A 16353-nucleotide genomic window follows, 5' to 3' on the forward strand; every position below is an offset into this window, starting at 1 on the left:
ATGCCACGTACTCGCCGAAACCGCGCATGTGCGACAGCTTGGTGATGGCGGCAGTCAGCGTGGTCTTGCCGTGGTCGATGTGACCGATGGTGCCGATGTTGACGTGCGGCTTATTGCGCTCGAATTTGGCCTTACCCATGGCGTCCCTCTATTTCTTCTTAATGATTTCTTCGGCCAGGCTCGCGGGAACCTGCTCGTAATGGTCAAACTGCATGGTAAAGGTGGCGCGGCCCTGGGTGCGCGAGCGCAGGTCCGTGGCGTAGCCAAACATATTGGACAAGGGCACGTGGCACTTGATGACCTGGGAACCGGCCCTGGCCTCCAAGTTGGACACGCGGCCACGACGACCGTTCAAGTCGCCCATGACGTCGCCCAAGTATTCCTCGGGGGTGACGACTTCGACGTCCATGATGGGTTCGAGCAGCACCGGAGAGGCTTTGCGGCACGCTTCCTTGAAAGCCTGGGAACCGCAGATGTAGAAGGCCTGCTCGGAGGAGTCGACCTCGTGGTAGGAGCCGAAGGTCAGGTCGACCTTCACGTCCACCACGGGGAAGCCGGCCAGCACGCCGGTTTTCAGAGCATTCTGGATGCCCTTGTCTACCGCGGGGATGTATTCCTTGGGAATAACGCCACCCACGATGGAGTTGACGAACTCGTATCCGCCGTCGTCCTTGGGAGCGACCTCGATGACCACATGCGCGTACTGGCCGCGGCCGCCGGTCTGCTTGACGTAGCGGTTTTCGTGCTTGACGGGCTTGGTGATGGTCTCGCGGTAGGCAACCTGGGGAGCGCCGACGTTGGCGTTCACGTTGAACTCGCGCATGAGGCGGTCGACGATGATTTCCAGGTGCAGCTCGCCCATGCCGGCGATGAGGGTCTGGTTGGTCTCCTCATCGGTCTTGACGCGGAACGAAGGGTCTTCCTTGGCAAGCTTGACCAGAGCCTGGGACAAGACGTCGCGGTCGGCCTTGGTTTTGGGCTCGATGGCCACCTCGATGACCGGCTCGGGGATGTTGAGCGATTCGAGCACAACAGGGCGCTTCTCCTCGCACAAGGTCTCGCCGGTGGAGGTGAGCTTCAGGCCCACAGCGGCAACGATGTCGCCAGCCAGCGCTTCCTTGATGTCCTCACGCTTGTTGGCGTGCATCTTGAGCAGGCGCCCGATGCGTTCCTTCTTGCCAGTGGCGGCGTTCAAAACCGTCATGCCGGACTCGATCTTGCCGGAATACAGGCGCAGGAAGGTGAGGTGGCCGATGAACGGGTCGCTCATGAGCTTGAAGGCCAGCGCGGCCAGAGGCTTGGTAGCGTCGCAGGGGCACTCGATCTGCTCGTCTTCATTGTCGGGATTCATGCCCACGATGGCAGGCACGTCCTGGGGAGAAGGCAGAAAATCGACCACAGCGTCAAGCAGGGGCTGCACGCCCTTGTTCTTGAAGGCCGAGCCGCACAGCACAGGAACGAAGGACAGGTTGATGACCGCCTTGCGGATACCCGCGCGCAGTTCATCAGGAGAGAGTTCCTCGCCAGCCAGGTACTTCTCCATAAGGGCTTCGTCTTCTTCAGCAATGGCCTCGAGCATCTCAAGGCGCAGAGTGTCGTAGATGTCCTTAAGTTCGGCGGGAACGTCGACCTCGTTATATTCCTTGCCCTTGGAAAGGTCGTCGAAGATGAAAGCCTTGCCCGTGATCAGGTCGACCACGCCCTTGAACTCATCTTCGGCTCCGATGGGAATCTGCAAAGGCACGGCTTTGGCGCCAAGGCGGCCACGAACCATGTCCACACAGCGGAAGAAGTCGGCACCCACGCGGTCCATCTTGTTGACGAAGCACATGCGCGGGACCCGGTAGCGCTCGGCCTGGCGCCAAACGGTTTCGGTCTGGGGCTCGACGCCGGCAACGGCATCGAACACGGCCACGGCGCCGTCAAGCACGCGCAGGGAGCGTTCCACCTCAATGGTGAAGTCGACGTGGCCGGGGGTGTCGATAATGTTGATGCGGTGATCACGCCAGTAGCAGGTGGTGGCGGCGGAGGTAATGGTGATGCCGCGCTCCTGCTCCTGAACCATCCAGTCCATGGTGGCCTGGCCGTCATGAACTTCGCCGATCTTATGCGAGACGCCGGTATAGAAAAGAATGCGCTCGGTGGTAGTGGTCTTGCCGGCGTCAATATGGGCCATGATGCCGATATTGCGCTGGCGCTCGATGGGAACTGGCTTAGACACGTCTGACTTCCTCTCTCCTACCACCGGTAATGGGCGAAGGCCTTGTTGGCGTCGGCCATGCGGTGGGTGTCTTCACGCTTTTTCACCGCGCCGCCGCGATTGTTGAACGCATCAAGCAGCTCGCCGGAGAGCTTGGCAATCATGCCCTTCTCGCCGCGAGAGCGCGCGTTGTTGATGAGCCAGCGGATAGCCAGGGTGGTCTGACGCTCGGGGCGCACTTCCATGGGCACCTGGTAAGTGGCGCCGCCCACGCGGCGGGGCTTCACTTCCATGTGCGGCTTCACATTGGCGATGGCTCTTTCAAAGGCCTTCAGGGCCTCTTCCTGAGACTTCTCGGCCAGCACATCCACGGCCTTGTAGAACACGCCTTCTGCAGTGGACTTCTTGCCGTCGAGCATAAGGCGATTGATGAACTTCTTCACCAGCACGCTGCTGAACACCGGATCCGGCAGGATCGAGCGCTTGGGGATGGGACCTTTGCGGGGCATGGGTCTAACCTCTTACTAAAAAACCTATTTGGGGCGCTTGGCGCCGTACTTGGAGCGGCTCTGACGACGATCCGCTACGCCAGCAGTGTCCAGTGTGCCACGAACGATGTGGTAGCGCACGCCGGGAAGGTCCTTGACGCGGCCGCCGCGGATCATGACCACGGAGTGTTCCTGCAGGTTGTGACCTTCGCCGGGGATATAGCTGGTAACCTCGATGCCGTTGGTCAGGCGCACGCGGGCAACCTTACGCAAGGCCGAGTTCGGCTTCTTGGGGGTAGTGGTGTACACACGGGTGCACACGCCGCGGCGCTGCGGGCAGGCTTGCAGAGCCGGGGTCTTCTTGCGCTTGGTCTGTTTGGCCCGCTCTTTGCGTATGAGCTGGTTAATCGTGGGCATGCTTCGCTCCATTCACGTTTAAATTGGCAAGGGCGCACGAAGTAGACAAAAAACCCGGTCTTGTAAAGCAAGTTCCGGGAAGAGAACGACAACACTGGACCGCGCGGAGAGACCTGCCCTCCCGTTCGGCCGCTGGTTGCGAATGCCGTGCGACTCGCTGAAAGCGCGTCTAAATAGCAAGGCGCACGACACTTGGCAAGATGTTTTTATAAAAATCCTTGACGAGAGGGGGTTCCTCTTTCTCCATCCAGGCAGATTTCTGACTAAAATTTTCCGAATTTTCCTGAAAGCACCTACTCCCCGGAGCGAGTAAACAAAAATGCCGCCTTCAGTGTAAAACCCTCTACCCTGCCCTGATGGAGGGTCCGGCAATCCCATTCAGAGCCGAAACATTCCTTTGCGTAGTTGGCCAACAGGAACGTGCCGTCCTGTATATGACCTTCGTAGTGTTTTAAAAGATTACGACTCAAGGCCGGCAGCTCCCGCAAGGGATATTCCGGGCGCAGGGTGACGACCACCTCCTTGCGGGCATACCGCTTGGCCGAATCAAGAACAGCGTCCAGGCGTCCCTTGGCGATAACACCCCGACCTATGAAATCGATGACCAGGACCATGTCCGCCTGCCTGGCTGGAGACTCGCGCAGAAAATCCGCCACCTCAAAGCTCGTGTTGTCCAAACAGTGAAGCGCGGCCAGCATCCTTGCACCCTCAACAGCGCCAGGATCGCTGTCCAGCCCAAGCACGCGGACCGCTCCGCGCCGTGCGGCCATGAAGGAATACAACCCCAGGTTGCACCCCAGGTCCACCACGGTCTTATTCGAAAAGTCCACTCCAGAGGCATAGTCAGCCAGGGCTTCGGGCGAAGGCCCTGATCCCTTGGCAAGCAAGGTCCCGTCAGGACCAAACACCGGGCGCCAGACCCTGGCGCCACCCATGGCGGCCAGGTGGGAGGTCAGCCTTGCCGTGAGGGCCATTCTCTCCGTCGAGTCCATATCTGTCCTTTCCTCTACCGTCTGGCTGTGGGCAAACAAAAAGGAGGCCCGAAGGCCTCCTTTGTATTCGTCATGGCCCTTACTGGTCCATGTACACCGGGTTGTCCTCGATGTCCTCGAGGAACTTGTCGGGACGCTCGGGCTGGTCGGGCACGTCGATGTCCGCCTCCATGTAGCGGCGGTATCCGGTGCCGGCCGGGATGAGGCGCCCCACAATGACGTTCTCCTTGAGTCCGCGCAGGTGGTCTTCCTTACCCATGAGGGAGGCTTCGGTGAGCACCTTGGTGGTCTCCTGGAAGGAGGCCGCGGAGATGAAGGAGTCCGTGGTGAGGCTGGCCTGGGTGATGCCCAGAACCAGGGGTTCTGCCACGGCGGGCTTTAGGCCCTCGCGGATCACCCTGGCGTTCTCTTCCATGAACTTGGCCTTGTCCGCCTGCTCTCCGATGAGGAAGTTGGTGTCGCCCGAATCGGTGATGGCCACCTTCTTGAGCATCTGGCGGACGATTATCTCTATGTGCTTGTCGTTGATGTTAACGCCCTGGAAGCGGTACACGTCCTGGATTTCCTCCACGAGGTAGCGGGCCAGGACCTTCTCGCCCTTGATCTTCAGGATGTCGTGCAACTCCGGGTTGCCCTCGGTGAGGGATTCGCCCGCCTCCACGAAGTCGCCTTCCTGGGAGGTGATGTGCTTGCCGCGCGGCACCAGGTATTCCTTGGCGTCGCCCGTCTCCGGAGTGACGATGACCTTGCGCTTGCCCTTGGTCTCGGGACCAAACGACACAATGCCGTCGATTTCGGAAACCACGGCCAGGTCCTTGGGCTTGCGCACCTCGAAGAGCTCGGCCACGCGGGGAAGACCGCCCACGATGTCCTTGGTCTTGGAGGATTCGCGGGGCTTACGGGCCAGTATGTCGCCGGCCTTCACTTCCTCGCCGTCGCGGATCATGATGATGGCGCCCACAGGCAGCTGGAAGATGGCCGCGCTGTTGGTGCCGGGGCGGATCTTTGCTTTGCCGTCCTCACCCACCACGGTGATGGTGGGGCGGTACGGGGTGGTACGGTATTCGATGATGGTCTGGGTGGCGCGCTTGGTCGTGTCGTCCACCTTTTCCTGATAGGTCTTTCCTTCAAGGATGTCCGTGAACTTCACGACACCCTCGACGTCGGTGACGAAGGGTTCGTTGAAGGGGTCCCATTCGGCCAGGATCTGATCCTTCTTGACCAGCTGGCCATCGGTCACGGCCAAGCGGGCGCCCGAAGGCAGGGAGTATTTCTCGCGCTCGCGGCCCTGCTCGTCCACGATGGACACCTGCCCGGACTTGCCGAGCACGATGGAGACGCCCTCCTGGTTCTTCACCAGCTTGATGCGGTGCAGCACAACCCGGCCGACGTGCTGGGCCGGAATAGAGGACTTCTCGATTTCACGGGCAGCCGTTCCGCCGATGTGGAAGGTGCGCATGGTGAGCTGGGTTCCAGGCTCGCCGATGGACTGGGCCGCGATGATACCCACGGTCTCGCCCACGTTGACCAGGTGACCCCGGGCCAGGTCGCGGCCGTAGCACATGGCGCAGACGCCGTGCCCGGACTGGCAGGTGAGCGTGGAGCGGATGATCAGGTTGGGCAGCCCCAATTCCTCGATCTTCAGAGCCCAGCTCTCGTCGATGATGGTGTTGGCCGGGATGAGCACCTCGTAGGTGTCCGGGTCGAACACGTCGAACATGTTCGTGCGGCCCAGGGCCCGTTCGGCCAGGCGCTGCTTGATCTCGCCGGACTTCTCGAAGTGCTTGATTTCGAGGCCGTCCACCGTGCCGCAGTCGATCTCGGTGATGATCACGTCCTGGACCACGTCGACCAGGCGGCGGGTAAGGTAACCGGAGTTGGCCGTCTTCAAGGCCGTATCCGCCAAGCCCTTACGTGCGCCGTGGGTGGAGTTGAAGTACTGCGCCACCGAGAGGCCTTCACGGAAGTTCGAGGTGATGGGCGTCTCGATGATTTCGCCGGACGGCTTGGCCATGAGGCCGCGCATGCCGGAGAGCTGGCGCATCTGGTCCGGGTTACCGCGCGAACCGGAGTGGGTCATCATGAAGATGGCGTTGAAGGAGGTGTTGCGTTCCTTCTTGCCTGTCTTCTCGTCGACCAGATAGTCGGTGGAGATCTCGCGCATCATCTCCGAGGCAACGTCGTTGGTGGCCTTGGTCCACACGTCCACGACCTTGTTGTACTTTTCCGTACGGGTGATGATACCCTCGGCGTACTGCACCTCGATCTCCTCGACCTCGGCCGTGGACTTGGCGAGGATGGAGGCCTTGGTGGTCGGTATGGTCAGGTCCTTCACGCCGATGGAGACACCGGCGCGGGTGGCGTATTCGAAGCCCAGGTCCTTCAGATGGTCGCACAGAAGGACCGTGGCCTTGGTGCCGGAGAGGCGGTAGACCTCGCTCACCAGACGCCCGATGGACTTCTTGTTGAGCACGCAGTTCACCAGTTCGTAGGGAGCGCCCTCGGGAAGAAGCTCGCCCACCATGATGCGGCCGGGGCTGGTGTCCACCAGCTTGCCGTCCATGCGCACCTTCACCCGGGCATGCAGATGCACGACTCCGGCGTGGTGGGCGGTGATGCACTCCATGGGGTTGGCGAAGATTTTGCCTTCGCCCTTCTGGAAGCTCCTTTCCACGGTCAAATAGTACAGCCCGAGCACGATGTCCTGGGAGGGCACGATGATGGGGTTGCCGTTGGCCGGGGAGAGAATGTTGTTGGTGCTCATCATGAGCACGCGGCATTCGATCTGGGCTTCCACGGAGAGCGGAACGTGCACGGCCATCTGGTCGCCGTCGAAGTCCGCGTTGTAGGCGGCGCACACCAGCGGATGCAGCTGGATGGCCTTGCCTTCAACCAACTGGGGCTCGAAGGACTGGATGCCCAGGCGGTGCAGCGTGGGAGCGCGGTTGAGCATGATGGGGTACTCGCGCACCACATCTTCCAGTATATCCCAGACCACCAGTTCTTCGCGTTCCACCATCTTCTTGGCGGTCTTGATGGTGGTGGCCAGTCCCCTCTCCTCCAGCTTGGCGTAGATGAAGGGCTTGAAGAGCTCCAAAGCCATCTTTTTTGGCAGGCCGCACTGGTGGAGCTTGAGCCGGGGTCCGACCACGATGACGGAACGGCCCGAGTAGTCCACGCGCTTGCCCAAAAGGTTCTGGCGGAAGCGGCCCTGCTTGCCCTTGATCATGTCCGAAAGGGACTTCAAGGGGCGGCCGTTGGTGCCGGTGATGGCCCGGCCGCGACGGCCGTTGTCGAACAGGGCGTCAACGGCCTCCTGGAGCATGCGCTTTTCGTTGCGGATGATGATGTCCGGGGCGCCCAGCTCAAGAAGCCGCTTCAGGCGGTTGTTGCGGTTGATCACCCTGCGGTACAGGTCGTTCAAGTCCGAAGTAGCGAAACGGCCGCCGTCCAGGGGGACCAGGGGGCGAAGCTCGGGCGGGATGACCGGAACCACTTCCATCACCATCCACTCAGGCTTGTTGCCGCTCTCCAGGAACGCCTCGACGATCTTCAGGCGCTTGATGATCTTCTTCTTCTTGGTCTGGGACCTGGTGGTCAGCGATTCCTCGCGCAGCTCAGCCCTCAGCTTGGGCAGGTTGAGCTCCTCAAGGAAGGCGCGGACGGACTCGGCGCCCATGCCGACGGTCACGGCGTCTTCGCCGTAATGGTCGATGATCTGCAGGTACTGGTCTTCGCTTATCACCTGCAGCCTGGTCAGGTTCGTCTCCTTGGGGTCGATGACCACATAGGAGTCGAAGTAGAGAACCTTCTCCAGATCCACCATGGTCATGTCCAGCAGGGTGCCGATCTTGGAGGGCAGGGTCTTCAGGAACCAGATGTGGGCCACAGGGGCGGCCAGCTCGATATGGCCCATGCGCTCGCGGCGGACCTTGGAGGCGATGACCTCCACGCCGCACTTCTCGCACACGATGCCGCGGTGCTTCATGCGCTTGTATTTGCCGCAGTTGCACTCGTAGTCCTTCACGGGGCCGAAGATCTTGGCGCAAAAAAGGCCGTCGCGCTCCGGCTTGAAGGTCCGGTAGTTTATGGTTTCAGGCTTCTTGACCTCGCCGAAGCTCCATTCACGGATCTTCTCGGGCGAAGCTATGGATATCTTGATGGCCTTCAGCGTGCGGCTGGAAAGCTGCGTGGCCGCCGTGCCTCTCAAGCTGAACAGGTCGTCCAAGGACATTGTTACCCTCGCTCAGGTTGTGGGTCGTCCCGTCTAGTCAATATCGAAACGGTTAGCGCCGGGTGGTGGCTTTAACCTTTTTCTCTTCCTGCAAGAGATCCACGTCCAGGCCCAGGCTCATGAGCTCCTTGACCAGAACGTTGAAGGATTCGGGCAAACCCGCTTCCAGGAAGTTGTCGCCTTTCACGATCTTCTCGTACATCTTCACGCGGCCGCCCACATCGTCGGACTTGACGGTGAGGAATTCCTGCAGAAGGTACGAGGCGCCATAGGCCTCAAGGGCCCAGACTTCCATCTCACCCAGACGCTGGCCGCCGAACTGGGCCTTGCCGCCCAGGGGCTGCTGCGTCACCAGCGAGTATGGGCCCGTGGAACGGGCGTGTATCTTTTCATCCACCAGGTGGTGGAGTTTCAACATGTACATGATGCCCACGGTGACGGTGCGCTGGAAGCGCTCGCCGGTGCGGCCGTCATACAGAACGGCCTTGCCGTCCTCGGGCAGGCCGGCTTTCTTCAGCCAGCCCCAGATTTCCTCTTCTGAAGCGCCGTCGAAGACCGGGGTCTTGCACACAATGCCCTGGCGCAGCTTCTTGACCTCGGTGACGAACTCGTCGTCGTCCATCTCGTCCACCAGCTTGTCGGTGAGCGGGGACTCGAAGGTTTTCTTCACCTGGTCGCGCAGCTCCTTCAAATGCAGGCCCTGATCAACCATGGCGCACAGGGACGTGCCGAGCTCCTTGGCTGCCCACCCAAGGTGGGTCTCCATGATCTGGCCTATGTTCATGCGCGAAGGCACGCCCAGGGGGTTCAAGACGATGTCCATGGGGGTGCCGTCTTCGAAGAAGGGCATGTCCTCAGCGGGCAGAATGCAGCTGACGACGCCCTTGTTGCCGTGGCGGCCGGCCATCTTGTCGCCCACCTGAAGCTTACGCTTCACAGCAACGTACACCTTGACCATCTTGATGACGCCCGGGGGAAGGTCGTCGCCTTCCACAGCCTTGGCACGCTTGGACTCGTACACACCCTTCACGAACTGCACCTGGCGCTCGTAGCTCTCCAGGATGTCTGCAATCTTGTCGTTTATGTCCTTGGACACGAACAGATTGGCCAACTTCTTCACGGGCAGGGTGTCGAAGATCTCGGCCTTGATGGGATGGTTGGCTTCAACCAGCACCTCGCCCTTCTTCTTGCCCAGAAGAGTCTGCCCGATGGACTTGCCCTGGGTGAACTCCCATATCTTGGCACGGGTCTGGCCCGTGATGCCGGAGATATGCTGGGTTTCCTTAACGTCGATCTTATGGAGTTCGGCGTCCTCGATCTGCTTGGTGCGCTCATCCCTGTCGCCGGAACGGCGGTTGAACACCCGCACGTCGATGACCGTGCCCTCGATGCCGGGCGGCACCTTGAGCGAGGTATTCTTCACGTCGCGGGCCTTGTCGCCGAAGATGGCGCGCAGGAGCTTTTCCTCGGGGGTGAGCTGGGTTTCGCCCTTGGGAGTGATCTTGCCCACCAGGATGTCTTCGGGCTTCACCTTGGCGCCGATGCGGATGATGCCGCACTCGTCGAGGTTCTTGAGCATCTCCTCGCCGACGTTGGGGATGTCCCGGGTGATCTCTTCTGGTCCGAGCTTGGTGTCGCGGGCCACCACCTCGAACTCCTCGATGTGCATGGAGGTGAAGACGTCTTCCTTCACCACGCGCTCGGAGATGAGGATGGAGTCCTCGAAGTTGTAGCCGCACCAGGGCATGAAGGCCACGAGCAGGTTCTTGCCCAGGGCCAGCTCGCCGTCCCGGATGCCCGGGCCGTCGGCCAGCACGTCGCCCTTCTTCACCTTCTGGTTCACCAGCACGCGGGGCTGCTGGCCGAAACAGGTGTTCTGGTTGGACTTGTGGTACTTCAGGAGTTCGTAGGCCTTGACCCCGCCGGTCTCGGGCGAGACGCCGTTGTCGTAGCGAACGATGACGCGCTCGGCATCGGCATAGTGCACAACGCCCTTCTCCTCGGCCAAAAGGCACGATCCGGAGTCCTGGGCCACTGCGCCTTCCATGCCCGTACCGACCAGGGGCTGGTCGCAACGGATGAGCGGCACGGCCTGGCGCTGCATGTTGGAGCCCATGAGCGCGCGGTTGGCGTCGTCGTGCTCCAGGAAGGGGATGAGCGCCGCGGAAACGGACACGATCTGGCCCGAGGACACGTCCATGAGCGTGACCTGCTCGACAGGCACGGACAGCTGGTCGCCGCGGATGCGCCCGGACACGAAGGGAGTCATGAAGTTGTTGTTGGCGTCCAGCGGGGTGCTGGCGGCAGCCACAACCTCGTCGATTTCCCTGGAGGCGTCCATGTAGACCACTTCGTCGGTGACGTGGCTTTCCTTGACCACCCGGTAGGGGGTCTCGATGAAGCCGAAGTCGTTCACCTTGGCGTAGGTGGTCAAGGACACGATGAGGCCGATGTTCGGGCCTTCAGGCGTCTCGATGGGGCAGATGCGGCCGTAGTGAGAGGTGTGCACGTCGCGCACCTCGAAGCCGGCACGCTCGCGGGTCAGACCGCCGGGACCAAGTGCCGACAGGCGGCGCTTGTGGGTGACCTCGGAGAGCGGGTTGGTCTGGTCCATGAACTGCGAGAGCTGGGAGGTTCCGAAGAACTCCTTGAGGACCGCGGCCACCGGCTTGGGGTTAATGAGGTCGTGGGGCATGAGCGTGGCCACTTCCTGCAGGCTCATGCGCTCCTTGATGGCGCGCTCCATGCGGACCAGGCCGATGCGGTACTGGTTTTCCACCAGCTCGCCCACGGGCCGCACGCGGCGGTTGCCCAAGTGGTCGATGTCGTCGGCGGGACCGTGGGAGTCCTTCAAGTAAAGCAGATGCTTCACCGCCTTCAGGATGTCCTCGTTGGAGAGGGTCCTGAAGTCCAGGGGCTCGCTCACGCGAAGGCGCGCATTCAACTTGTAGCGGCCCACCGGGGAGAGGTCGTAGTAGTCGGAGTTACGGAACAGGTTCTCGAAGAAGTTGGCCGCGATCTCCGGGGTCGGGGGAGAGCTGGGGCGCAGGCGGCGGTAAATCTCCACCTGAGCGGCGGTCTGGTCGAGAGTCTTGTCCAGCATCAGGGTGTCGCGAAGCGAACTGGAAACGTCCATGCCCATGGTGAACAAGGTGGGAATGGATGTGACGCCCTGCTCACGCAGACGCTCGATGAGGGCCGCGGTGAGTTCGTCGCCAGGTTCGGCGATGACCTCTCCGGTCTGGCTGTCGACATACTCCTGGGTGATGAAGAGACCTTCCATGGAAGCGGGGTCCACTTCGATCTTGTCGATGCCTGCCTCGAGCATGAGCCGCCACGCGCGCTTGGTGATGGGCTTTTCCACACCGACGATGAGCTTGCCGTCCGGCCCGGAAACGTCGCCCCAGGCCTTTTCCTTGCGGTAGAACTGGGGTTTGACCTCGCGGAAGACCTTGGAGCCATCGAGGAAGTAGGTCTCGACGTCGTAGAAATAGGTCAGGATATCGGTCTTGGACATCCCCATGGCCTTGAGCAGGATGGTGGCCGGCATCTTCCTGCGGCGGTCGATGCGGACGTAGAGGATGTCCTTGTGGTCGAAATCGAAATCGAGCCAGGAACCGCGCATGGGTATGACGCGGCAGGAATACAGCACCTTGCGCGAAGTATGGGTCTTGCCGGAATCATGCTCGAAGATGATGCCGGGTGAGCGCTGGAGCTGGTTGACGATAACCCGCTCGGTGCCGTTGATGATAAAGGTGCCCTTTTCGGTCATCAGAGGCACGGTGCCGAAATAGATCACCTGCTCCTTGATGTCGCGAATGGTGCGGTTCTCAGTCTCCTCGTCCACGTCGTAGACGACGAGGCGGACCTTGATGCGCAGCGGCGCCTCGAAGGTCAGTCCCTTGGAGATACACTCGGGCACGTCGTATTTTGGTTCACCGATCTCATAGTTGACGTACTCGAGACTGGCCGTCTTGTTGAAGTCCTCGATTGGGAAGACCGAACGAAACACGCCCTCGAGTCCAGCGTCGGCGCGGGAAGCGGGGGGAACGTCGCGCTGCAGGAACAATTCATAGGAATCGACCTGCAGGTTGAGAAGATGGGGGATGGTGACTGAATCGTCGACCTTGCCGAAACTCTTGATCAGCTGGGCCATTTTTCCCTCGAAGAGAAGTGGTGTTGATCCGCCAAGTAGAAGGCGGCCTTCACGTTAGATGCCTGGGCTTGCACCGGGCTGGCCTGTGCCGCACTGCCCTATATTTCAACCCGTTGAAATCATTAGAGATTTACGGGATAACATAAGAAAGCACAAAAGAGCGCACTCCCCCCTTGTGGGGGGTGCGCTCTTTTGGCGGAGTGAAAAAACCTTGCAACAATTTATTTAATTTCGCAAGTGGCTCCGGCTTCCTCAAGCTGCTTTTTCGCATCTTCGGCGTCAGCCTTGGAAACGGCCTCCTTGATGGCGGAGGGCAGGGCGTCAACCTTGTCCTTCGCTTCCTTGAGGCCAAGCCCGGTGAGGGCGCGCACCACTTTGATGACGTTGATCTTGTTGGCGCCGGAGCCGGTGAGGACGACGTCGAACTCGGTCTTCTCCTCAACCTCGGCAGCGGCATCGCCAGCGCCGGGCATGGCCATCATGGGCATGGCGGCCATGGGGGCGGCGGCGGACACGCCGAACTTCTCTTCCAGTTCCTTGATGAACTCGGAGAGCTCAAGCACGGTCATATTGGCGATGAAATCAACAACTTGTTCTTTGGTGATGTCAGACATTTGGTCTTCTCCTTCAATACGCTTTGGCTTAAGCGGCTTCTTTTTGATCTTTCAGGGCCGTCAGGACGTTGAGCATTCCACGAGGGACGTTGGCCAGGACGGACACGAGGTTGGTGGGCACGGCGTTCATGGTCCCGAGCAACTGGGCCAGCAGCTGAGGCTTGCTGGGCAGCGCGGAAAGGGCCTTGAGGCCGGGCTCGTCGATCAGCTTGCCCTGGAGGCTGGCAAAGCGGAGGACGAACTTCTTGTTTGTCTTGGCGTAGTCGATCAGGACCTTGGCAGCCGCGACCGGGTCATCATACCCGAAAGCGACGGCACACTGCTCCTTGAACCGTTCCTTGATCGTGTCATGCGGGCCGTCAGTCAACGCGATTCGGGCCAGGGTGTTCTTGACCACCTGATAGTCAACCCCGTGTTCACGGAGCTTGGCTCTCAGGACAGTCACTTCTTCCACCGTCAAGCCCTTGAAATCGGTGACCACGGCAATGCTCGCACGTCCGGCCCGATCCTTGATCTTCTCAATGATCTCGGCTTTCTGTTCGCGAGTTTGCAAGGTCTGCCCTCCTTCAGGGTTATAGGGTGGAAGCAAGCCAAAGCGACCTGTCTCGGCGGGAAATTAAGAGGCGAACCTCACCCGCTTTCTTTGACTTACTTCCGGAAAAACGATTCGAGATTAGCCTTCCAGGAACTTCTTGATGGCAGCCGGATCGATCTTGAAGCCAGGCCCCATGGTGGTGGCTACCGCCATGGACTTCAGGTAGGTTCCCTTGGCGGAACCAGGCTTCAAGCGGATCACGGTGTCCAGAAGAGCCTTGAAGTTGTCGAGGATCTTCTCGGGGCCGAAGCTCTTCTTGCCCAGGGGGGCATGGAGCACGCCGGCCTTGTCGACCTTGAACTCCACGCGGCCGGCCTTGAGTTCCTTCACGGCGTCGGTGACGTTCATGGTCACGGTGCCGGTCTTGGCGTTGGGCATCAAACCACGGGGGCCGAGCACGCGGCCGATCTTGCCGACCAGAGCCATCATGTCCGGGGTGGCCACGGCCTTGTCGAAGTTGAGCATGCCGCCCTGAATCTGCTCGACCAGGTCCTCGGCTCCGACGATGTCGGCCCCGGCGGCCTTGGCTTCGGCGGCCTTGTCTCCCTTGCAGAATACGGCCACGCGGATGGTCTTACCCAGGCCGTGAGGCAGGGTGACGGCGCCGCGCACCATCTGGTCGGAGTACTTGGGGTCGACGCCAAGGCACATGGCCACGTCGACAGTCTCGTCGAACTTAGCGGGACCGGCCTGGATGGCCATTTTCACGGCGTCGGCCAGATCGAACTTCACGGTCTGGTCGATTCCTTCAACAGCGCTGCGATATTTCTTTCCGTGCTTGGGCATGACGATATTTCCTTCTAGCTCACAACGTCCAGACCCATGCTGCGGGCCGTTCCCATGATGGTTTTCATGGCGGCGTCAAGGTCCTTTGCGTTCATATCCGGCATCTTGAGCTTGGCGATCTCTTCGATCTGGGCCTTGGTCACCTTGCCCACCTTGTTCTTGTTGGGCTCTCCGGAGCCCTTCTCGACCTTGGCGGCCTTGACAAGCAGCACCGAGGCAGGGGGGGTCTTGGTGATGAAGCTGAAGGAGCGGTCGGCGTACACGGTGATGACCACAGGGATGGTCGTGCCGATCTGGTCCTGCGTCTTGGCGTTGTAGGCCTTGCAGAACTCCATGATGTTTACGCCGTGCTGGCCCAGAGCCGGGCCCACCGGGGGCGAGGGGTTAGCCTTGCCGGCGGGGAGCTGCAGCTTAATTTTGGCGACTTCCTTCTTAGCCATGGTAGTGTCGTCCTTTGATCGGTCATCGAACCCTTTCGGGGTTCGCCTAGTTTTTTGTCACCTGAACGAAATCGAGCTCGACGGGGGTCTGACGGCCGAAGATGGACACAGAGACCTTGAGCTTGCCCTTGTCGTAGTTCACGTCCTCGACCAGGGCGTTGAACCCGCCGAACGGGCCATCGATGACCCGTACCTCGTCCCCGCGGTCGAAATGGAACTTGGGACGCGGCTGCTCCTGTCGGCTCTCCATCATGGCGAGCACGCGCTCGGCTTCTGAATCTCTCATCGGGGTCGGACGGTTCTTTCCGCCCACAAACCCTGTAACCCGGGGAATCTCCTGAACAAGATGCCATGACTTGTCGTTCATGACCATCTTGAGCATGACGTATCCGGGATAGAACTTCCTGGTAGAGGTCCTTTTTTCGCCCTTGACCAGTTCAATCACCTTCTCGGTAGGTACCACAACCTCTTCGATCGCACCTTCGTCCTGCCCGGTGCGCATCATCTCGCGGATGGTCAGCTCCACCCTATTCTCGAAACCGGAATAGGTGTGGACGATGAACCAGCGAGCCTTGGACTGGCCGTCAGCAGGGATGTCGTTCGTATTTTCGGTCATGACAGGACGAACTCGATCAATTTTGAAAGTCCCAGGTCCACGATGCCCAGGAAGATGGTCATAACCACCACCAGGACCATCACGGCCGCAGAAGTGACCATGGTTTCCCTGCGTGTAGGCCAGGTGACCTTCTTGATTTCAACCTTGGACAACTCGATGAATTCTTTGAATTCCTCGAACTTGCCCTTGACCGACGTGGCGGAACCTTCAAGTTCCGCCGTATCGCCGGATTTTACCTTCTTCGTGGCCATGTGTGCCTACCAAAATATGGCAGGGCAGGAGGGATTCGAACCCACAACCCTCGGATTTGGAGTCCGATGCTCTGCCGTTGGAGCTACTGCCCTGCGTTACGGCCTATTTCGCCTCGCGATGCACAGTGTGTTTCTTGTCCCAGGGACAATACTTCTTGATCTCGAGACGACCGGTCGTATTTTTCTTGTTCTTCTCGGTCGCGTAATTCTTGCGCTTGCACTCGGTGCACTGCAAGATGATGTTAAGGCGCATGGTGTTACTCCGTGATCTCGGTCACGACGCCCGCGCCCACGGTGCGGCCGCCTTCGCGGATGGCGAAGCGCAAGCCGATCTCCATGGCGATCGGGGCGATGAGCTCGACGTTGAAGGTGGCGTTGTCGCCAGGCATGACCATCTCCACTCCCTCGTTCAGCGTGACCACGCCGGTCACGTCAGTGGTGCGGAAGTAGAACTGGGGACGGTACCCGGAGAAGAACGGGGTGTGGCGGCCGCCCTCTTCCTTGGTCAGGACGTACACTTCGGCCTTGTACTTCTTGTGCGGGGTGATGGAACCCGGCTTGGCC

At 60.4% G+C, this 16353-nt stretch carries 15 protein-coding genes and 1 tRNA gene; all 16 read right to left on the reverse strand.

Annotated features, from left to right (window positions below; genetic code table 11):
* Positions 1-139: elongation factor Tu (gene tuf, locus HY795_17310; GenBank protein MBI4806977.1), on the reverse strand; the 139-nt coding region annotated here is incomplete at its 3' end.
* A 9-nt stretch (positions 140-148) separates the two neighbouring features.
* Positions 149-2221: an elongation factor G gene (gene fusA, locus HY795_17315; protein MBI4806978.1), complete on the reverse strand. Its 2073-nt coding sequence runs from the start codon at positions 2219-2221 to the stop codon at positions 149-151.
* A gap of 17 nt (positions 2222-2238) precedes the next feature.
* Positions 2239-2709 carry a 30S ribosomal protein S7 gene (rpsG, locus tag HY795_17320; protein MBI4806979.1) on the reverse strand — a complete coding sequence of 157 codons (471 nt, stop codon included), beginning with the start codon at positions 2707-2709 and terminating at the stop codon, positions 2239-2241.
* Between the two features lie 24 nt (positions 2710-2733).
* Complete coding sequence (locus HY795_17325; protein MBI4806980.1) at positions 2734-3105, reverse strand: 30S ribosomal protein S12; 372 nt, start codon at positions 3103-3105, stop codon at positions 2734-2736.
* A 293-nt stretch (positions 3106-3398) separates the two neighbouring features.
* A complete protein-coding gene (locus HY795_17330; GenBank protein ID MBI4806981.1) occupies positions 3399-4040 on the reverse strand; it encodes a methyltransferase domain-containing protein in 642 nt (213 codons plus the stop codon).
* A 136-nt stretch (positions 4041-4176) separates the two neighbouring features.
* Complete coding sequence (gene rpoC, locus HY795_17335; GenBank protein ID MBI4806982.1) at positions 4177-8331, reverse strand: DNA-directed RNA polymerase subunit beta'; 4155 nt, start codon at positions 8329-8331, stop codon at positions 4177-4179.
* Between the two features lie 52 nt (positions 8332-8383).
* Positions 8384-12487, reverse strand: a complete 4104-nt coding sequence (gene rpoB, locus HY795_17340; protein MBI4806983.1) for a DNA-directed RNA polymerase subunit beta — start codon at positions 12485-12487, stop codon at positions 8384-8386.
* Positions 12488-12708: 221 nt separating this feature from the next.
* Positions 12709-13101, reverse strand: coding sequence for a 50S ribosomal protein L7/L12 (gene rplL / locus HY795_17345; GenBank protein MBI4806984.1), 393 nt, complete (start codon positions 13099-13101; stop codon positions 12709-12711).
* Positions 13102-13129: 28 nt separating this feature from the next.
* Positions 13130-13654 (reverse strand): 50S ribosomal protein L10, encoded by a 525-nt coding sequence (locus tag HY795_17350; GenBank protein ID MBI4806985.1) that lies wholly within the window; start codon positions 13652-13654, stop codon positions 13130-13132.
* Positions 13655-13774: 120 nt separating this feature from the next.
* Positions 13775-14482, reverse strand: coding sequence for a 50S ribosomal protein L1 (locus HY795_17355; GenBank protein MBI4806986.1), 708 nt, complete (start codon positions 14480-14482; stop codon positions 13775-13777).
* 14 nt (positions 14483-14496) lie between these two features.
* A complete protein-coding gene (rplK, locus tag HY795_17360; GenBank protein MBI4806987.1) occupies positions 14497-14922 on the reverse strand; it encodes a 50S ribosomal protein L11 in 426 nt (141 codons plus the stop codon).
* A gap of 46 nt (positions 14923-14968) precedes the next feature.
* The gene (gene nusG / locus HY795_17365; protein ID MBI4806988.1) at positions 14969-15538 is read right to left on the reverse strand and encodes a transcription termination/antitermination protein NusG; all 570 of its coding nucleotides are present in this window, start codon (positions 15536-15538) and stop codon (positions 14969-14971) included.
* Entirely contained in the window at positions 15535-15789 is a 255-nt protein-coding gene (gene secE / locus HY795_17370) for a preprotein translocase subunit SecE (GenBank protein MBI4806989.1), read from the reverse strand. Before secE ends, nusG begins: the two co-directional genes overlap by 4 nt.
* Before the next feature lie 17 nt (positions 15790-15806).
* Positions 15807-15882, reverse strand: a tRNA-Trp gene (locus tag HY795_17375).
* Positions 15883-15892: 10 nt separating this feature from the next.
* On the reverse strand, positions 15893-16042 hold the full coding sequence (gene rpmG, locus HY795_17380) for a 50S ribosomal protein L33 (protein MBI4806990.1): 150 nt from the start codon (positions 16040-16042) through the stop codon (positions 15893-15895).
* Between the two features lie 4 nt (positions 16043-16046).
* On the reverse strand, positions 16047-16353 hold a 307-nt coding region (tuf, locus tag HY795_17385), incomplete at its 5' end, for an elongation factor Tu (GenBank protein ID MBI4806991.1).

Origin of the sequence: Desulfovibrio sp. (assembly GCA_016208105.1) — a bacterium.
Classification (GTDB): Bacteria; Desulfobacterota; Desulfovibrionia; order Desulfovibrionales; family Desulfovibrionaceae; genus Fundidesulfovibrio.